The 18,935-nt window shown below is 66.5% G+C and carries 18 protein-coding genes; 15 read left to right on the forward strand and 3 right to left on the reverse strand.

Translation table 11 applies throughout. The features are described 5' to 3' along the window. Nucleotides 1-101 precede the first annotated feature (101 nt). From FHG66_RS00300 to FHG66_RS00320, 5 genes are all read left to right on the forward strand, one after another. Nucleotides 102-599: a DUF2852 domain-containing protein gene (locus tag FHG66_RS00300; protein ID WP_139074537.1), complete on the forward strand. Its 498-nt coding sequence runs from the start codon at nucleotides 102-104 to the stop codon at nucleotides 597-599. Nucleotides 600-729: 130 nt separating this feature from the next. Further along, nucleotides 730-1,206, forward strand: coding sequence for an RDD family protein (locus tag FHG66_RS00305; protein WP_139074538.1), 477 nt, complete (start codon nucleotides 730-732; stop codon nucleotides 1,204-1,206). Nucleotides 1,207-1,305: 99 nt separating this feature from the next. Further along, nucleotides 1,306-2,124, forward strand: coding sequence for an arginyltransferase (locus tag FHG66_RS00310; protein WP_139074539.1), 819 nt, complete (start codon nucleotides 1,306-1,308; stop codon nucleotides 2,122-2,124). Between the two features lie 190 nt (nucleotides 2,125-2,314). Next, a complete protein-coding gene (locus tag FHG66_RS00315) occupies nucleotides 2,315-2,854 on the forward strand; it encodes a TRAP transporter small permease subunit (protein WP_139074540.1) in 540 nt (179 codons plus the stop codon). A 42-nt stretch (nucleotides 2,855-2,896) separates the two neighbouring features. Beyond that, nucleotides 2,897-4,501, forward strand: coding sequence for a TRAP transporter large permease (locus FHG66_RS00320; RefSeq protein WP_218013772.1), 1,605 nt, complete (start codon nucleotides 2,897-2,899; stop codon nucleotides 4,499-4,501). A 66-nt stretch (nucleotides 4,502-4,567) separates the two neighbouring features. Here the strand turns inward: FHG66_RS00320 and FHG66_RS00325 are convergent, their stop codons facing one another. Further along, complete coding sequence (locus tag FHG66_RS00325; protein WP_139074542.1) at nucleotides 4,568-5,665, reverse strand: TRAP transporter substrate-binding protein; 1,098 nt, start codon at nucleotides 5,663-5,665, stop codon at nucleotides 4,568-4,570. 260 nt (nucleotides 5,666-5,925) lie between these two features. On the opposite strand from FHG66_RS00325, the gene FHG66_RS00330 reads away from it, so the two are divergent. The 6 genes from FHG66_RS00330 to FHG66_RS00355 all read left to right on the forward strand — a co-directional run bounded on the left by FHG66_RS00330 (nucleotide 5,926) and on the right by FHG66_RS00355 (nucleotide 13,814). Beyond that, complete coding sequence (locus FHG66_RS00330) at nucleotides 5,926-6,870, forward strand: YihY/virulence factor BrkB family protein (protein ID WP_139074543.1); 945 nt, start codon at nucleotides 5,926-5,928, stop codon at nucleotides 6,868-6,870. Nucleotides 6,871-7,118: 248 nt separating this feature from the next. Continuing rightward, nucleotides 7,119-8,870, forward strand: a complete 1,752-nt coding sequence (locus FHG66_RS00335; protein WP_139074963.1) for an acetolactate synthase 3 large subunit — start codon at nucleotides 7,119-7,121, stop codon at nucleotides 8,868-8,870. Nucleotides 8,871-8,893: 23 nt separating this feature from the next. After that, nucleotides 8,894-9,460 (forward strand): acetolactate synthase small subunit, encoded by a 567-nt coding sequence (gene ilvN, locus FHG66_RS00340; protein WP_139074544.1) that lies wholly within the window; start codon nucleotides 8,894-8,896, stop codon nucleotides 9,458-9,460. An 88-nt stretch (nucleotides 9,461-9,548) separates the two neighbouring features. Next, nucleotides 9,549-10,490, forward strand: coding sequence for a nucleoside hydrolase (locus tag FHG66_RS00345; protein WP_139074545.1), 942 nt, complete (start codon nucleotides 9,549-9,551; stop codon nucleotides 10,488-10,490). A gap of 332 nt (nucleotides 10,491-10,822) precedes the next feature. Next, a complete protein-coding gene (locus tag FHG66_RS00350) occupies nucleotides 10,823-12,322 on the forward strand; it encodes a protein kinase family protein (RefSeq protein WP_139074546.1) in 1,500 nt (499 codons plus the stop codon). A gap of 79 nt (nucleotides 12,323-12,401) precedes the next feature. After that, nucleotides 12,402-13,814 carry a protein adenylyltransferase SelO gene (locus FHG66_RS00355; protein WP_139074547.1) on the forward strand — a complete coding sequence of 471 codons (1,413 nt, stop codon included), beginning with the start codon at nucleotides 12,402-12,404 and terminating at the stop codon, nucleotides 13,812-13,814. 69 nt (nucleotides 13,815-13,883) lie between these two features. Here FHG66_RS00355 and FHG66_RS00360 read toward each other — a convergent pair whose 3' ends face one another. Together FHG66_RS00360 and FHG66_RS00365 are read right to left on the reverse strand one after the other, a co-directional pair. Further along, nucleotides 13,884-14,429 (reverse strand): peptidylprolyl isomerase, encoded by a 546-nt coding sequence (locus FHG66_RS00360; RefSeq protein ID WP_139074548.1) that lies wholly within the window; start codon nucleotides 14,427-14,429, stop codon nucleotides 13,884-13,886. Then, nucleotides 14,426-14,953, reverse strand: coding sequence for a peptidylprolyl isomerase (locus FHG66_RS00365; protein WP_139074549.1), 528 nt, complete (start codon nucleotides 14,951-14,953; stop codon nucleotides 14,426-14,428). Before FHG66_RS00365 ends, FHG66_RS00360 begins: the two co-directional genes overlap by 4 nt. Nucleotides 14,954-15,078: 125 nt before the next feature. Here FHG66_RS00365 and FHG66_RS00370 point away from each other — a divergent pair, with 125 nt between their 5' ends. From FHG66_RS00370 to pdhA, 4 genes are all read left to right on the forward strand, one after another. Then, nucleotides 15,079-16,266, forward strand: a complete 1,188-nt coding sequence (locus tag FHG66_RS00370) for a phosphoglycerate kinase (protein WP_139074550.1) — start codon at nucleotides 15,079-15,081, stop codon at nucleotides 16,264-16,266. A 115-nt stretch (nucleotides 16,267-16,381) separates the two neighbouring features. After that, nucleotides 16,382-17,302 carry a class I fructose-bisphosphate aldolase gene (locus FHG66_RS00375; protein WP_139074551.1) on the forward strand — a complete coding sequence of 307 codons (921 nt, stop codon included), beginning with the start codon at nucleotides 16,382-16,384 and terminating at the stop codon, nucleotides 17,300-17,302. 173 nt (nucleotides 17,303-17,475) lie between these two features. Then, nucleotides 17,476-17,775: an FtsB family cell division protein gene (locus FHG66_RS00380; protein WP_139074552.1), complete on the forward strand. Its 300-nt coding sequence runs from the start codon at nucleotides 17,476-17,478 to the stop codon at nucleotides 17,773-17,775. A 124-nt stretch (nucleotides 17,776-17,899) separates the two neighbouring features. Beyond that, nucleotides 17,900-18,919, forward strand: a complete 1,020-nt coding sequence (pdhA, locus tag FHG66_RS00385; RefSeq protein WP_139074553.1) for a pyruvate dehydrogenase (acetyl-transferring) E1 component subunit alpha — start codon at nucleotides 17,900-17,902, stop codon at nucleotides 18,917-18,919. The last annotated feature ends 16 nt before the right edge of the window (nucleotides 18,920-18,935 follow it).

Below are 18,935 nucleotides of genomic sequence, written 5' to 3' on the forward strand. Positions count from 1 at the left end.
TGTAAACGAGGTTCACATGGAGGCTTGATACGAACGGCCCGCCCGACCATCTTCGTCATGTGAAGATCATTCACATCAACCCGGCCCCAGAGGAGCCACCGATGAGTTCCACAGACCTTTCCCCTCCTGCCGATTACCGGCGCTCAGACAGGCCGTCCTTTGTCGGCCAGGTCTGGACCGGGTTCGGGAACGCCGTGTCCTGGCTCGACGGCCATGGCCGCAAGGCCTGGATCGCCGTTACCGTCGCCAGCTTCTTCCTTGCGCCGCCCGTGGGCGTCGCGCTTCTCCTTTTTGCCATAGGGACCGGACGCATGTTCTCTCGCCATCGTGACCAATCCTGGGGCCGCGCCTGCGGCTCGCGCCGTGACCGCCAGGATGCTTTCCGCTCCGCCCGGATGGCGATGCGGCCTTCGGGCAACACGGCCTTCGACACCTACAAGGCCGAGACCCTGCGTCGTCTCGAGGACGAACAGCGCGCCTTCGAGGACTTCCTGGGCCGCCTGCGCGAAGCCAAGGACAAGGCCGAGTTCGACCAGTTCATGGACGAGCGTGCCCACAAGGCCCGGCGCGGACAGGACGGCGACCAGGACGCCGCCTGACGACCACCGATCGGCGGCCCCTCGGGGTCGTCGGCCGCTTGTGGGAGGGCCACGGACACCCCACATTCAGTGAACCATGCCGGGGATGACCCCGGCCCTTCCCATGCCAGCCTCTCAGGGGTTCGCCACCATGACCGCCCGTCCTTTCGTCCGAGCCTCCACGGCCTCTGCGTCGATCCACGGCTTGCCCGACCCGGCCCGCGAGCCGGAGTTCTACGCGGGCGTCACCGCGAAGCGGGGGATGGCCTGGGTCGTGGACGCCTTCATCACCTTCGTGTTCTGCGTGCTGGCCCTGCCCTTCACGGCCTTCACGGCGCTGTTCTGGTGGCCGGTCCTTTGGCTGATCGTGGGATTCCTGTACCGCTGGACCACCTTGGCCAGTGGCTCGGCGACCTGGGGGATGCGCCTGATGGCCATCCAGCTCCGCGACCGTGACGGCGACCGGCTGGATGCGGGCACGGCCTTGCTGCACGTGCTGGGCTACACCGTCTCCATGGCGCTGTTCCCGGTCCAGCTCGTGTCCATTGCGCTGATGATCGGGCTTGGGCGGGGTCAGGGGCTCACGGACCTCGCGCTCGGGACGGCGGCAATCAACCGACCGGTGTAGAGCGAGCAGAAAACACGCCTCACGGGCCTTGGCGACCGGGGGGGGTCACGCTAACCTCCATTTCGCCCTGCCCCCCGCCCGATTTCGACCGCTGGACCGATGCGCCACACACTACCTCTCGCGCCACAGTTCTACGTGACGGCCCCTCAGCCCTGTCCGTACCTGCCGGGACGGATGGAGCGGAAGCTGTTTACTGCCCTTCAGGGCGACCAGGCCGAAAAGCTGAACGACGCCCTGTCGCGTCAGGGCTTCCGGCGCTCGCAGAACGTGCTTTACCGGCCGTCCTGCGCGGAATGCCAGGCCTGCTATTCCGCGCGCATCCGCGTCGCGGATTTCGAGCCCTCCCGCAGCCAATGGCGCGTCATCAAGCGCAACGCGGTCCTGCGGCGCCGCGCCTCCTCGCCCTGGGCGACCGAGGAGCAGTTCGCACTGTTCCGCACCTACCTGGATGGTCGCCACGCCGCAGGCGGCATGGCCGACATGGACATCTTCGAGTTCGCGGCCATGGTCGAGGAAACCCCAGTCCGGTCGCGGCTGATCGAGTACCATTCCCCGGACGGTGGCCTGCGGGGGGTGTGCCTGACCGACCTGCTCGATGACGGGCTGAGCATGGTCTATTCCTTCTTCGACCCTGCCCGAGAGAAGGACTCGCTGGGAACCTACGTGATCCTCGATCATGTCCAGATCGCCCGCGAACTGGGCCTGCCCTATGTCTATCTGGGCTATTGGGTGCCCGGTTCGGACAAGATGGGCTACAAGGCCCGCTTCGGCGCCCTTGAGGTGTATAAGCGCGGTCAGTGGCAGCCCATCGGCGACCCGGCCAGCTATTCGGTCGAAACCCATCCGTTGTCCGTGGACCCGATCGCCGAGCAGGTGGCGCGCATCCACCTGCCCGACGCGCGCCCGACCCGGGCCTGAGCCGATCACCGCAGGCCGGTTGATTGCCGCGCCCCGAGCCCGAGTCACGAACGCCCCAGGGCGTCCGTCGGACGACCTATGACCCTGCGGCACGGACCACCAACACGGTTGACGGATGGCAGGCAGCCTTTAAAGGCTCGCTTGACAGGCCCGTCGCCAGACGCGGGCTCCGTGATTCCGGGGGAGGGGCATGCAGGGGCTTTTACGAGTATCGGACGCCATCGATCGGGTGAACACGTTCTTTGGCCGGGTCGCCGCGTACTTTGTGCTGGCAGCCGCGCTGATCAGCGCGGGCAACGCCATGATGCGCTACGCCTTCGACTACAGCTCGAACGCGTTCCTCGAGATCCAGTGGTACCTGTTCGCGGGCATCGTCATGCTGGGCGCCGCCAACACGCTGCGCCGGAACGAGCATGTCCGGGTGGACCTCGTCTATATGGCGATCTCCGAGCGGAAGCGCTTGTGGGTGGACACCTTCGGGATCATCCTCTTCCTGTTCCCCTTCACGATATTCCTGGCCTGGCTGTCCTGGCCCATCGCCCTGCGGGCGCTCCAGACCGGTGAGATGTCGTCGAGCGCCGGGGGCCTGCTGCGCTGGCCGGTGCGCATGGTGATCTGTCTCGGCTTCGCCCTTGTGGCGCTTCAGGGCCTGTCCGAGCTCATCAAGCGCATTGCGGGGCTGAGGGGCGTCGTCGCCTTCAGCACCGACTACGAAAAGCCGCAGCAGTAAGGAGCCGCGCCCGTGTTCGACTTTGGCCCTCTGCCGCCCCTCATGTTCCTGAGCATGGTCTGCTTCATGCTCTACGGCTTTCCGGTGGCCTTCTCGCTCGGTGCGGTCGGCTTGTTCTTCGGCCTGATCGGGATCGCGACGGACCACTTCACCGAAGCCTTCCTCGCTGCCCTGCCCCATCGCGTGTTCGGCATCGTGTCGAACGACATCCTGCTCGCCATTCCCTTTTTCACCCTGATGGGGGCCATCCTCGAACGGGCCAAGCTTGCGGAGGATCTGCTCGAGGGCACAGGCAAGCTGTTCGGCGCCATTCCGGGCGGCCTGGCCTATGCCGTGATCGTGGTCGGGGCGCTTCTGGGCGCCGTGACGGGGACGGTGGCCGCCTCGGTGCTCACCATGGGGGTGATCTCGCTGCCCATCATGCTCCGCTACGGCTACAACCAGCGGCTTGCGACTGGGGTGATCGCAGCGTCGGGGACGATCGCGCAGCTGATCCCCCCCTCGCTCGTGCTCGTGGTGCTGGCGGACCAGCTCGGACGGTCGGTGGGCGACCTTTACAAGGGCGCGGTCCTGCCAGCGGCGCTGCAGGTCGGCCTGTTCATCTCGTTCATCCTCGTTCTGTCTCTGTTCAAGCCCAAGTTGATGCCGCCTCTCCCCAAGGAAGTGCGCGGCGACCTGAACCTCCGCCTCGTGGCGCAGGTGCTGATCGGGGTCATCCCGGTCCTGGTGCTGATGTTCCTCGTGCTCGGCACCATCTTCCTGGGCCTGGCGACGCCGACGGAGTCTGGAGCCTTGGGCGTCGTGGGCGCGATGGCCCTTGCCGCCGCCAACCGGCGTCTCACCTGGCCCCTTCTGAGCGAGGCGATGGCGCGGACGGCCCAGCTCACGGCGATGGTGCTGTTCATCCTGATCGGTGCGACCGTCTTCACCCTGGTCTTCCAAGGCATGGACGGCGGGCGGTGGATCGAGCACCTCCTGGAGGGGCTGCCGGGCGGTCAGATCGGCTTCCTGATCTTCGTCAACATCTTCATCTTCTTCCTGGCGTTCTTCCTCGACTTCTTCGAGATCGCCTTCATCGTGATTCCCCTTCTCGCCCCGGTGGCCGAGAACCTGGGAATCGACCTCGTGTGGTTCGGCGTGCTCATCTGCATCAACCTGCAAACGAGCTTTATGCACCCCCCTTTCGGCTTCGCGTTGTTCTACCTCCGCTCCATCGCTCCGCGCGAGGTGGCCACCAAGCAGATCTACCTGGGTGCGATCCCATGGCTCGGGCTCCAACTGACGCTGGTCGCGATCGTGATCTTCTGGCCCGGGCTGGTGACGAACATGCTGGACCGCGGGCCCACGATGGATCCGGCGGACGTGCAGATCATCGTGCCGGGGGTCGGCGTGGGATCGGGCGGCGGACTTGGCCAGATCGGAGGGGGGTTGGGTCAGGCCCCAGGCCTCGGCGGCGGCGCACCGGGGCTCACGGCGCCCGGCGCCTCGGGCCAGACCGGCGGCGGCCTTGGCACTCCGCCCGGCCTCGGCACCCCGCCTGGCCTCCAGCCGGCAACGCCCAGCGCTCCGGCCCCGGCTGCACCGGGCGGAGGTCTGGGCGGTGGCTTGGGCGTTCCTCCAGGACTCCAGCCTGCTCCTGCGCAGTAACACGAATGAAAGAACCCCCGGAGAGCGCCGCTCTCCGGGGGTTCGGTCATTCCGTGACGCTTGTGGTCAGAGCTGACCGGCGTTCAGCTTCTGCATCATGTAGGTGTCATAGTTGTACTCGGCGACCTGCTGGTAGGTGTAGTGCAGGTCACGGAACGCCTTGATCGAGTCCCACAGCTTCTTGAACTCGGGGTTCGAGGCGTCGAGCTCGGCATAGACCTCGTTGGAGGTCTGGAGGCAGGCGTCGAGGATCTCGGCCGAATAGGGCCGCAGTTGCGCGCCCGCCGCTACGAGGTTGCGGATCGCGGTGGGGTTCAGGAAGTCGTACTTCTGCAGCATGTCTGCGTCGGTCGCCCGCGCCGCCGTGTGGAGCAGCGCCTTGTAGTTGGCGGGCAGCGCCTCGTACTGTTCGAGGTTGAACATGAAGTGGACGGTCGGGCCGCCTTCCCACCAGCCGGGGTAGTAGTAGTAGGGCGCGACCTGCACGAAGCCGAGCTTTTCGTCGTCATACGGCCCGACCCATTCGGCGGCGTCGATGGTCCCGGTCTCGAGCGCCGAGTAGATGTCCCCGCCGGCAATCTGCTGCGGCACGACGCCAAGGCGTTCCAGGATGGAGCCGGCGAAGCCTCCCACCCGCATCTTGAGGCCCTGGAGGTCGGCCACGGTGTTGATTTCGTTGCGGAACCAGCCGCCCATCTGCACGCCGGTGTTGCCGCCGGGCAGTGCATAGAGGCCCTGCTTGGCAAAGAACTCGTTGGCGAGGTCGACGCCGCCGCCATAGTAGTGCCAGGCGTTGATGCCCCGCGCATTGAGCGAGAACGGGACAGCCGCCGGAACCGCCCAGGCTGGGTCCTTGCCCCAGTAATAATAGGACACGGTGTGGCAGGCCTCGACGGTGCCTTCCATCACGGCGTCCGCCGCCTGAAGGCCGGGAACCAGCTCGCCCGCGGCAAAGACCTGCAGGTCGAAGTTGCCGTCCGTCGCCTCGCTCAGGAAACGCGACAGGGTGGTCGCCCCGCCGAAGATGGTGTCAAGCGAGTTGGGAAAGGACGAGGTGAGCCGCCAGCGGATCTGCGGGTTGCTTTGCGCCACCGCCGGTGCGGCCAGCGTCGCTGCGGCAGCCGCGCCAGCCCCGGCCTTGGTCAGGAATGAACGTCGATCCAACAATGGTCCTCCCTAGGGACTCCGCCTTGGGTGCGGAGCTTCTGCGGCGCGATGTTAACGGCTCGGGGGGGTGCGGCAAGCGGCGGAATGGCGGATAACGCAGGGTCATGCCCAAGGGCGCCTTCGCTGGGGGCGGCGTCGGACATCGCGGTAAAGGCATTCGATGCAATCGGGGCACAGAGGGGGCGTGCCTTCGCCGGGGCGGAACAGCGCGGGCCCGGTTTCGTTGGGCGAACGTGAAGCAAGTCAGGAGAGCCGCCATGTCCGACGCCCCCGCCGCCAGTGGGTCCGCCACGGCCAGTTCCGGATCGGGCGCCAAGCGCGGACGCGGCTGGTGGCGTCTGCTGGTCAATGTCTACAAGGAGATGACCGAGGATCATGTCGGCCTGATCGCGGCCGGCGTGGCCTTCTACTCGTTGCTTGCCATCTTTCCGGGGATCGTGGCCGGGATGGCCGTGGCCGGGCTGGTGATGGACCCCAGCACCGTCGTCTCGCAGCTCGAGGGCCTGTCACGGTTCCTGCCGCAGGAGGCCGCGACGATCGTGATCGACCAGGCCGTGGCCGTCGCGGGGTCCGAGGGAGGGGGGCTGGGGCTGGCCGCGCTGTTCGGCCTTCTTGTGGCGCTTTATTCGGCCTCGAAGGGCGTGACCTCGCTGATGGAGGGGCTGAACGTCGCCTTCGAGGTCGAGGAAAACCGCGGCCTCGTGCGGTACTATCTGACGGCCTTTGCGCTGACGATCGGGCTGATCATCGGCTTCCTGCTGATCGTGGCGATCCTGGCCCTGCTGCCGGTCGTGCTGGCCTTCCTCCAGTTCGGAGACGCCACGCAGACCCTGGTGTCGATCCTGCGCTGGCCGCTGGTCCTGATCGTCGTGGCGCTGGGACTCGCCATCCTTTACCGCTACGCGCCCAGCCGCGGGCCGGTGCCTTGGCATTGGATCACCCTCGGGGCCGGCGCCGCCTGCGGGCTTTGGCTGATCGGCTCCGTCCTGTTCGCCATCTACGTGCAGAACTTCGGCGGCTACAACGAAACCTTCGGGGCGCTGGGCGGCGTCATCATCCTGCTGACCTGGCTCTGGCTGTCCGCCTACATCGTGCTCATGGGCGCGGAGGTGGACGGCGAGGTCGAGCGTCAGGACAAGGAGGAAGACGGACAAGCCCAGCCTGTCCAGGCCGCCAAGGCTGTGACTCCCGGCACGAAATAATATTATCCAGAGACCCGCACCTGCGACATTTTCTCACTTAACAGAGGTTGACCCAACGCGTGTCAGCAGGCATAAGGCCCTCCGCGAACCATGGGAGCGGCGAGTGAGCCTTCTTCTTGTAGTGGTAACGGTGAGGCGCATGGGCCGGTAACGGTTGACCCATCCGGTCCCCATGCGCCCCCGAGAACCCTCCCGGGGGCTTTTTCATGCCAGAGCGACGGAGAACGACGATGGACGGAGCGACGCAGATGACCCGCGAGATGTCGGGCGCCCGCATGGTGGTGCAGGCTCTCAAGGATCAGGGCGTGGACACCGTGTTCGGTTATCCGGGCGGCGCGGTCCTTCCCATCTATGACGAGATCTTTCAGCAGAACGACATCCGCCACATCCTTGTGCGGCACGAGCAGGGCGCGGTCCATGCCGCCGAGGGCTATGCGCGCTCCACCGGCAAGGTCGGCGTGGCGCTGGTCACCTCGGGCCCCGGCGCGACCAACGCGGTCACGGGCCTGACCGACGCGCTGCTCGACTCGATCCCCATCGTTGTCTTGACGGGTCAGGTCCCGACCTTCATGATCGGCTCGGACGCCTTTCAGGAGGCCGACACCATCGGCATCACCCGCCCCTGCACCAAGGCCAACTGGCTGGTGAAGGACACGGACCGGCTAGCCCAGACCTTGCACGAAGCATTCCACGTCGCCCGCTCGGGCCGTCCGGGTCCGGTCCTCGTGGACATCCCCAAGGACGTCCAGTTCGCCACCGGCACCTATTCCGGCGCGCGCGAGCATGTCTCGCGTTACCAGCCCAAGCGCCAGCCCGACCCCGCGATGATCGAGGCCATCGTCGAGGCCATGGAGACGGCCGCCCGCCCGGTCTTCTACACCGGCGGTGGCGTCATCAACTCGGGGTCCGAGGCGACGCGCCTCCTGCGAGAGCTGGTCGCGGCGACCGGCTTCCCGATCACCTCGACGCTGATGGGCCTGGGCGCCTATCCGGCGTCGGGCCCGCAATGGCTCGGGATGCTCGGGATGCACGGCCTCTACGAGGCCAACATGGCGATGCACGGCTGCGACCTGATGCTGAACATCGGCGCCCGCTTCGACGACCGCATCACCGGGCGGCTGGACGCGTTCAGCCCCGGCTCCCGGAAGGTGCATATCGACATCGACCCGTCCTCCATCAACAAGGTCGTCCGCGTCGAGATGCCTGTCGTGGCGGATATCGCGGATGCATTGCGGGCGACTCTCGACCTGTGGACCGCGCGAGGGCGCAGGCTCAACACCCAGGGGCTGTCCGTGTGGCAGAACCAGGTCGGCCAATGGCGCGCGCGCCGCTGCCTGAGCTACACGCCGTCCCAGACCACCATCAAGCCGCAGTATGCCCTGGAGCGGCTGGAAGCCCTGACCAAGAAGTACGAGCGCTACATCTGCACCGAGGTCGGCCAGCACCAGATGTGGGCCGCGCAGTTCCTGGGCTTCGAGGATCCGAACCGCTGGATGACCTCGGGCGGCCTCGGCACTATGGGCTACGGCTTTCCGGCGTCCATTGGCGTGCAGCTCGCCCACCCTGACGCGCTCGTCATCAACGTCGCGGGCGAGGCCTCGTGGCTTATGAACATGCAGGAGATGGGCACGGCGATGCAGTACCGCCTGCCGGTCAAGCAGTTCATCCTGAACAACGAACGCCTTGGCATGGTGCGCCAGTGGCAGCAGCTCCTCCACGGAGAGCGGTATTCGCAGTCCTGGAGCGAGGCCCTGCCCGACTTCGTGAAGCTCGCCGAAGCGTTCGGGGCCAAGGGGATCCTTTGCAAGGACCCCGCCGACCTCGACGACGCGATCATGGAGATGCTGGCCTATGACGGCCCGGTCATCTTTGATTGCCTGGTCGAAAAGCACGAGAATTGCTTCCCCATGATCCCGTCGGGCAAGCCGCACAACGAGATGCTGTTGGGCGAGGCCTCGACCGAGGGCGCGATCCAGGCCGGGGGCGCGGTGCTCGTCTGAGCGCCGGGAAAGGACACAGGACCATGGCGCTGAACATCGCATCGGGCTCCACGAGCCACTCGGCCTACAACCTTCGCTCCACCCACTCCGACGTGGTGGAGCGGCACACGCTCGCGATCATCGTGGACAACGAACCCGGCGTGCTGGCGCGGGTCATCGGCCTGTTTTCCGGGCGCGGCTACAACATCGAGTCACTGACCGTGGCCGAAACCGATCATCAGGGGCACCTGTCGCGCATCACCATCGTGACCGCCGGTACGTCGCAGATCATCGACCAGATCGAGGCGCAGCTGGGCCGCATCGTGTCGGTGCGCGAGGTCCACGACCTCACCGCTGAGGGCCCGGCGGTCGAGCGGGAGCTTGCGCTTCTCAAGGTCGGGGGCACCGGGGACCTCCGGGTCGAGGCCCTGCGGCTCGCGGATGTGTTCCGAGCGCGGGTGGTGGACTCCACCCTGTCGAGCTTCGTGTTCGAAATCACGGGAACGCCCGAGAAGGTGGATGCCTTCGCCGACCTCATGCGCCCCTTGGGTCTGCAGGAAATCGCGCGGACCGGGGTTGCGGCTTTGTCGCGTGGTCTGAAGACGGGCTGAGCGTCGCCGTCTGCGGCGACCGTCACGACGGGTCTTACATCCCCCATGGATATTTGATCAAACGATCAAGAACCGACAAGGGACGCCCATGACGCCGCGCAAGATCATCATCGACAGCGACCCCGGCCAGGATGACGCCGTGGCGATCCTTCTCGCCTTGGCCTCGCCCGAGCTGGAGGTTCTGGGCATCACGGCGGTTGCGGGCAACGTCCCGCTGCCCCTGACGCAACTGAATGCCCGCAAGACCGTCGAACTGGCGGGGCGCAAGGTCCCGGTGATGGCCGGCTGCGACCGGCCCTTGAGCCGCGTGCTCGAGACGGCCGAGCACGTTCACGGCAAGACCGGGCTCAACGGCGCGGACCTGCCCGAGCCCGCCCTGCCCCTCGACCCCCGGCATGCCGTGGACTTCCTGATCGATACGCTGCGGGCCGAAGCGCCCGGCACCGTGACACTTTGTGTCCTTGGCCCGCAGACCAACATCGCGACGGCTTTCCAGCTCGCCCCGGATATCGTGAGCCGGGTACAGGAGATCGTCCTGATGGGCGGGGGCTTCTTCGAGGGCGGCAACATCACGCCAGCCGCCGAGTTCAACATCTACGTGGACCCCGAGGCCGCCGACATCGTCCTGCGATGCGGACGCCCGATCACGATCATCCCGCTCGATTGCACGCATTCGGCCCTGACCACCCGCGCTCGGGTGGAGCGGTTCCGCGCCATGGGCACCCGCGTGGGCGAGGTCACCGCCGGGTGGCTCGACTTCTTCGAGCGGTTCGACGTGCAGAAGTACGGCTCCGAGGGTGGACCGCTGCACGATCCCTGCGTCATCGCTTTCCTGCTGCGCCCCGAACTGTTCGGCGGACGGCTCATCAACGTGGAGATCGAGACGGAGTCGGAGCTCACCCGCGGGATGACGGTTGCCGACTGGTGGCGGGTCACCAACCGCCCGCCCAACGCCACCTGGATCCGGGAGGTGAATGCGGAAGGGTATTTCGCCCTGCTGGCGGAAAGGCTTGGGACCTTGCAATCCTAATTTCCAGTCAGGCACAGGGGATCGACTGAGCCTTCCGATTCCGCGCCATTAGGGTCCTTCCGAAACAATACGGAAGGATCTTAACTTTTAGCGCATAATCAGATATCATTCCGTCATCGCATCCGTGACGGAGATCGGCATGCGCTTGCTTTCTTGCAGTCCTGTCTTGCTGCTTGTCATCGCTTTCATTTGGTCGATTGCAGCCAGCGCGGTTCACGCCCAGGTGCCTCCTCATGCCCCCGGCACTGTTTGCGTGACCTCGCAAGGCTGGTGCTGGGCGCAGGTCCCCGGCCCCCCGGGTTACCCCTGCAGTTGCCCCTTGGGAGGTGATCTTGTTTCAGGTGTTTTGGGATAGGGTGCGTGCCGGCCGCAGCCCCGCGGCCGAAGCGGAGCTCCCGAGGGACTACATCGAGGATCTGCTGGATGAAGGCCGCCTGATCGGCCGCTATCGTCGCTGGAAGGGGCTCGCGACACCCGACGAGTTGTGGGAGTTGATCTCGGAGGTCGAAGCGCTGCCGCCGCCCCGGCAGATCGGGCATCCGGCCGTCGTCAAGCTTCTCAGGGTCGTGGGACAGTGCGGAACCGAGATCCCGTTCTCGATTCTGGCACGGCTCAAGGAGGGGTGGGATCCGTGCCGACCCAGCAAGGCCGACAGACGGAACACCTTCGGCCTGATCCTCCTGTCGGTGATCCTCGTGTTCATGACAGGAGCCTTGACCAACGTTTACAACAAGGGCGCCTCCCTGCTGGCCGAGTTGGAGCAGTTGGCGCCCGCGGAAAGCCAGCAATCCTACAACAGGCTGCTTCGGAGCATGCTGCAAGCTCGGTCCCAGATGGATGCGGCGACGCTGCTCGACGCGGAGCGGCTGCAGCAGCCGGCCAGCCCCCCGGGCATGACCGAAGCGCAGGTCATGCAAGGCGGGGCGCCCGGCCTTACCACCAGCGCACAATTCGATCTGGCACGAAACGTCTATTACGAGACTGAGACCGAGCTGTCGGCGCTCAGCCGGCAGGCTCTCCACCTCCAGCAGAGGGCGATCACTTATTCCCGCCTGGAGGCGCCCTTCGCGATCCCTGGCTCGAAGCTCATCCGGTGCAATCTTGCTCGCGCCCGTCATTACGCATCGAAGCTGGTCGATTGGGATGCGGAACGGTCACTGTTCCTTCTCACCAATTGCAGCACGGGGCTGGCTTTGGGGGACGGGTCGTTCGAACAGGCCTACTCGAGCGCACCCCAACTTCTTTCGGCGGACTCGACCTGCCTTGGCCGGTCGGGCGGAGAGCCCGCAGCGGTTTCAAGGAACGCATTTGGGGAGGTCTCACCCTCACCCTCTCTCAATTATGCGAAAGCCTTGACAGATCTGGCCCAGGAATTGACTCGCTGCCGGGTGACCTCGTTCATGCCCGTGGATTTCCCGTCCATCACGGCGCTCTCGAATGACGTCAGGGATGCCCTGACCCCGCTGGGGCTACTGTTCCTGCCGGCCCTGTACGGGGCCATCGGCGCGATCCTGTCGCTCATGCGGGTCGTCATCGAGCCTCTGACCCCGACCCCGAAGGCACCCACCATGTTCCACCGGATTGCGTTCGGGGCAGCCGCAGGCATCGTGCTCATCTGGTTCATCACGCCTGACATGCTTGTCGGCACCCAGGTGGCCGATATCGGGCTCTCGCTGTTCGGCCTCACGTTCCTGGTCGGCTTCAGCCTGGACTTCTTCCTGAGCATCCTGGACCGCTTCGTCTTCGTCTCGACGTCCAGCTTCGCCAGGATGGGGGACCGGACGACCAAGGATGGCACCAACGCCCCCTCGGGACGCGCGGCCCAGACCTGAGGATGGTGCGAACGGGAGCACAGGACTTCGGACCCACCGTCCGCTTGGTCGTGACGCCTCCCGCTCCTACATCCCATGCATGACCCTGCACATCCCCTTCGACAACAGCTACGCCCGCCTGCCGGACCGGTTCTTCGTCCGTCAGGCGCCCGTCCCCGTCACCGCGCCCCGGCTGCTCGCCTTCAATGAGCCGTTGGCCGAGGAGCTGGGCCTTGATCCAGCGGCGCTCGCCTCGCCCGAGGGGCTGGCCATGCTGGCCGGCAACGCCGTGCCCGAGGGGGCCGAGCCCTTGGCGCAGGCCTATGCCGGGCACCAGTTCGGCGGCTGGAACCCGCAACTCGGCGACGGGCGGGCGATCCTGCTGGGCGAGGTCATGGACCGCGGGGGCCGGCGGCGCGACATCCAACTCAAGGGTGCGGGGCGCACGCCGTTCTCGCGCATGGGGGACGGGCGGGCCTGGGTCGGCCCGGTCCTGCGCGAGTTCGTGGTGTCCGAAGCCATGCATGCCATGGGCGTCCCCACCACCCGCGCCTTGTCCGCCGTCGCGACCGGAGAGACGATCCGGCGCGAGCGGGCCTATCCGGGGGCGGTGCTGGCCCGCGTCGCCTCCAGCCATATCCGTGTCGGCACGTTCCAGTACTTCTACGCCCGCAACGACATGGAGGCGCTGGTCGCGCTGACCGAGCATGTCCTGCAGCGCCACTACCCCGAGGCCGACGGGGCCATGGGCCTGCTTCGCGCCGTGGTGGATCGGCAGGCGCGGCTGGTGGCGCAGTGGATGTCGCTGGGCTTCATCCATGGCGTGATGAACACCGACAACATGGCCGTATCGGGCGAGACCATCGACTACGGCCCCTGCGCCTTCATGGACGCCTATCACCCGGATACGGTGTTCTCGTCCATCGACGCCCATGGACGCTACGCCTATCGCCAGCAGCCACAAGTGGCGGCCTGGAACCTGGCGCAACTGGCCACGGCGCTGCTGCCGCTGATGGGCAACGAGGCCGCCATCCCCGAAGCGACCGAGGTCGTGCAAGGTCTGGCGGGGACCTATGCCGAGGAATGGACACGGCGCTTTGCCGCGAAGCTGGGGCTGAGCGCCGAGGACCCGGACGTGCAGCCGCTCGCGACGCGCCTTCTGGACCAGATGGCCGCGACAGGGGCGGACTTCACCATCACGTTCCGCGCGCTGGCCGAGGGCGCCGAGGCTCCTGTCGATCTGGCCGCGCAGCTCGCTTATCAGGAGTGGCTCAACGACTGGGAGGCGAAGAACCCCGACCGCACGGCCATGCGCCGCGCCAACCCCGCGATCATCCCGCGCAACCACCGCGTCGAGGCGATGATCGAGGCCGCCGTCGCGGGCGACCTCGGGCCGCTGGAGGAGTTGCGGGCGGCGCTGGCTGATCCCTTCGAGCCCGACGCGCGGTTCGATCACCTTCGCTCGTCGCCGGAAGAGGACGAGAAGGTGCTGCAGACCTTCTGCGGCACCTGAGCCATCCATCGGACACGCGAAAGGCCGGGAGCGATCCCGGCCTTTCTGCCTCACGTGAGGGCTGTGGCCCTATTCGGTGACGCGCACGGCGGCGATGCGGTCCGGGCTGTCCGGCACCTCGCCGTTCGAGCCGGTGCCCCGCTTGATCGCGTCCAGCACTTCGAGCCCTTCGGTCACCTGGCCCACGACGGTGTACTGGCCGTTCAGATGCGGCGCGTCGGCGAACATGATGAAGAACTGCGAGTTGGCGCTGTTCGGGTCCGAGCTGCGGGCCATCCCCACGACGCCACGCGCGAAGGGCTGGTCCGAGAACTCGGCCGGGAGGTCGGGGAGGTCGGAGCCGCCGGTCCCGACCGAGGCGTAGTCAGCGCCCTCCTTGCCATACTGGACATCGCCGGTCTGGGCCATGAAGCCCTCGATTACCCGGTGGAAGGCCACGCCGTCATAGGCGCCCTGGTTTGCCAGCTCGACGATGCGGGCGACGTTCTGCGGCGCCACGTCCTCGAGCAGGTCGATGCTGATCGTCCCGTTCGCCTCGCCGGCCACGTCGATCTCGAGGCCCGTGGCCAAAGCCGGGCTGGCCGTCAGGGCGAGGAGGATGGCAAGTCGCTTCATGAGTTCTCTCCGGTCTGCTGGTCGTCGGCGGCCACGCGCACGCGGATCATGCGGTCGGGGTTCTGGGGCGGCTCGCCACGGGCGATCTTGTCCACATGCTCCATGCCCGAGAGCACGCGGCCATAGACCGTGTACTGCCCGTTCAGGAAGCTGTTGTCCTTGAAGTTGATGAAGAACTGGCTGTTGGCGCTGTTGGGGTTGGACGACCGGGCCGCACCGATCGAGCCCCGGTCATGCGGGAGCTTGGAGAACTCGGCGGGAAGGTCCGGCAGGTCCGATCCGCCCGTCCCGGCACGGCGGATGTTGAAGTTGTTCTCCATGTTGCCGTTTTCCACGTCGCCGGTCTGGGCCATGAAGCCCTCGATCACGCGGTGGAAGGCCACGTTGTCGTATTTGCCGGCGCGGGCCAGCTCCTTCATGCGCTGGGTGTGCTGGGGCGCGACGTCCGGCAGCAGCTCGATCACCACGGGCCCGTCCTTGAGCTCTATGATGATGGTGTTCTCCGGGTCTTTGATGTCGGCCATCGGGCCCTCCGTTCGTTCTGGACTGGCCCGTGATCTAGAGGCCCCCTGCCCCAAAGCCAATCCCGCCGTTGACCTCACGCCTTTGAGAGGCCACCTGTAGCGCTGCCAAATGGAGGATGCCGCGCATGGCCTGGAGATCGCTTGAACAGATGGACCTGCGCGGCAAGCGCGTGCTGACCCGCGTGGACCTGAACGTCCCCGTGGAGGGCGGCCGCGTGACGGACGCCACCCGGATCGAGCGCATCGTGCCGACGGTGCGGGCGATCCTGGCCGGGGGCGGGATGCCGATCTTGCTGGCGCATTTCGGCCGCCCGAAGGGACGGCCCGAGCCGTCCATGTCGCTTCGCCAGGTTCTCCCGGCTCTGGAGCAGGCCCTGGGGCAGCCGGTCGCCTTTGGCGAGAACTGTGTGGGTCCGCAGGCCGAGGCCGCCGTCGCCGCCATGAAGCCGGGCGACGTTCTTGTGCTGGAGAACACGCGGTTCCATGCGGAGGAAGAGAAGAACGATCCGGCTTTCGCCGCAGCTCTGGCAAGGTTGGGCGACGTGTATTGCAACGACGCCTTTTCGGCGGCGCACCGGGCCCATGCCTCGACAGAGGGAATCGCACGGCTGCTGCCCTCCTGCGCGGGGCTCCTGATGGCCGAGGAGTTGTCGGCGCTCGACCGCGCGCTTGGCAACCCCGAACGGCCCGTGGTGGCCATCGTGGGCGGGTCCAAGGTGTCGACCAAGCTCGATCTTCTGGGGAACCTCGTGGAGAAGGTGAACCACCTCGTGATCGGCGGCGGCATGGCGAACACCTTTCTGTTCGCCCAGGGCTACCCGGTGGGCCATTCGCTGCACGAGCCCGATCTGGCGGAAACGGCGCGCGGGATCCTGGCCAAGGCCGAAGCGGCGGGCTGCGAGATCGTGCTGCCGCGCGACCTCGTGGTGGCCAAGGAGCTCGTGGAAGGCGCGACCGAGAGCTTTGCCTCGCCTCATGAATGCCCGGACGACGTGATGATCCTGGACGTGGGGCCGCAGACGGTGAGCTACGTGGACACATTGCTGCGTCAGGCCCGGACGCTGATCTGGAACGGCCCGGTCGGCGCCTTTGAGACCAAGCCCTTCGATGCTGGCACCCATGCGATCGCGCTCAAGGCCGCGGACCTTACGCGGGCTGGTGGGCTCGTGTCGGTGGCCGGGGGTGGCGATACGGTCGCGGCGCTCAACGACGCTGGGGTCGCGGACGACTTCACCTATGTGTCGAGCGCCGGCGGCGCCTTTCTGGAGTGGATGGAGGGCAAGGCCCTTCCGGGCGTCGCCGCGCTGGGGTGACGCGGTCCGGGGCAGTCGGCCACAGGGCCGTCGCCCCGTTAGCGCTGCCATACCATTGCCCCTTTCGCCCCTGCAGCATAACCCTTTCGCCATCCATCAACGTCGAGGCCGCGCCATGACCATGACTTCCACCGTCCAATCGATCCTGAGGAACTACGAGGGTGAGAACCCCGGCGTGAAGACCAACCTGGCCCGGATGCTGATGCAGGGCCGCCTGGGCGGGACCGGCAAGATGGTCATCCTTCCGGTGGATCAGGGTTTTGAGCATGGCCCCGCGCGCAGCTTTGCCGTGAACGTGGATGCCTACGATCCGCACTACCACTATCAGCTTGCCATCGACGCGGGGCTGTCGGCCTATGCCGCGCCGCTCGGGCCGCTGGAGGCCGGGGCCGACACATTTGCCGGTCAGATCCCCACGATCCTCAAGGTGAACTCGTCGAACTCGCTCCTGCCCGCGGGCCCCAAGACCCAGGCCATCACCGCGACCGTGGACGACGCGCTCCGACTGGGCTGCGCGGCCATCGGCTTCACGATCTATCCCGGCTCTTCCCGGTCGCTCGACATGTTCGAGGACATTGCCGAAATGCGCAAGGAAGCCGCAGCCAAGGGCGTGGCTACCGTGATCTGGTCCTATCCGCGCGGCGAGGAACTGGACAGCAAGGGCGAGACCGCCGTCGACGTGACCGCCTATGCCGCCCATATCGCGGCGCTGCTCGGCGCGCACATCATCAAGGTCAAGCTGCCCACCGACCATGTGAGCCAGGCCGAGGCCAAGAAGGTCTATGACGCCCAGAAGATCGACGTGGCGACGCAAGGCGCTCGCGTGCGCCACATCGTGCAGGCCTGCCTCGGCGGGCGTCGCGTCGTGGTGTTCTCGGGCGGGGCGGCCAAGGGCGAGGATTCGGTGATCCAGGACGCCCGCGACATCGCAGCGGGCGGCGGCAACGGCTCCATCATCGGGCGCAACGTCTTCCAGCGCCCGCGGGCCGAGGCGATCGCCCTGCTCGATCAGTTGGTCGGCATCTATCAGGGCTGACGGAGCGACGGCTCTGGCGTTCTCCTCGGCGGAAATCGTTAGAGCTTTAATGAATTGTGGCCCAGGCGCCCCGCAGAGGGCGCCTGTTCCGGATAACTCTCGCCAAACCTGACAGTATCGGGCAAGTTGACGGCATGCGCCCGGAAGAGGCGCACGGGCAGTGAGGGCCACAGATGATCCGCAGCACGCGCAGGCCGTTGGGCACCCTGGCCTATATCGGGGGCATGAGCCTCCTGGGCCTTTATTTCGTCTTTGCCGCCATTCAGGGCGATTATGGCATCTTTCGGCGCGCCGAGATCGACGCCGAGGCGCTGCAGGTCAAGGTGCAGCTCGCCTCCATGTCCGAGGACGTGGCGCGGCTGGAGAACCTCACCCGTCGTCTGTCGGACGACTACCTGGATCTCGACCTCCTGGATCAGCAGGCGCGCGACGTGCTGGGCCTGATCCGGCCCGACGAGATCGTCATCCGCTGATCGTTCGGGTCCAAGGCTGGGGGGTTCTTGCCGCGCTGCGGCGAGGACGGGGCCTCGCCAAGGGGGTCAGTGTCCGCTAAGTCGTCTCCGAGAATACGACCAAGGTCGAGGCAGGAGACACGACATGGCCACCGCGACAGCCGCGCAGACCGCTCAGCCCGCCGCCGAGTCCGCCCCCATCCCGAACGTCTCGAAGGATGAACTGATCAAGTTCTACCGCGAGATGCTGCTGATCCGCCGCTTCGAGGAGAAGGCGGGACAGCTTTATGGGATGGGCCTGATCGGCGGCTTCTGCCACCTTTACATCGGCCAGGAAGCCGTCGTCGTGGGCCTCGAGGCCGCGACCGAGGAAGGGGACAAGCGCGTCACGTCCTACCGTGACCACGGGCACATGCTGGCCTGCGGCATGGATGCCAGGGGCGTGATGGCCGAGCTCACGGGCCGCGAGGGGGGCTACTCCAAGGGCAAGGGCGGCTCCATGCACATGTTCAGCAAGGAGCGGCACTTCTACGGCGGGCATGGCATCGTCGCGGCGCAGGTGCCCATCGGCGCGGGCCTCGCCTTTGCCGACAAGTACTTGGGCAACGGCCGGGTGACCTTCGCCTATTTCGGTGATGGCGCCGCCAACCAGGGCCAGGTCTATGAGGCCTACAACATGGCCCAGCTCTGGGCCCTGCCGGTCGTTTTTGTCATCGAGAACAACCAGTACGCCATGGGCACCTCGGTCAAGCGGAGCACCATGTCGCGCACCTATTGGGAGCGTGGCGCCGCTTACGGGATCGCGGGCGAGGAAGTGGACGGGATGGACGTCCTGGCGGTCAAGGCCGCCGGTCAGCGGGCGGTGGAGCACTGCCGCTCGGGCGCGGGCCCCTACATCCTCGAGGTCAAGACCTACCGCTACCGCGGCCACTCCATGTCGGACCCGGCCAAGTACCGGACCCGCGAGGAAGTGCAGAAGATGAAGGAGGAGCGCGACCCGATCGAGCATGTCCGCTCCATGCTTCTGACCGGCAATCACGCCACCGAGGACGATCTCAAGGCCATCGACCGCGAGATCAAGGAGATCGTGAACGAGGCCGCCGAGTTCTCCAAGGAGAGCCCGGAGCCCGACGTGAGCGAGCTCTGGACCGACATCGTCGCCTGAACGATCAGCCAAGGTA

The organism is Rubellimicrobium rubrum, assembly GCF_006152115.1.
GTDB classification, from domain to species: domain Bacteria; phylum Pseudomonadota; class Alphaproteobacteria; order Rhodobacterales; family Rhodobacteraceae; genus Rubellimicrobium; species Rubellimicrobium rubrum.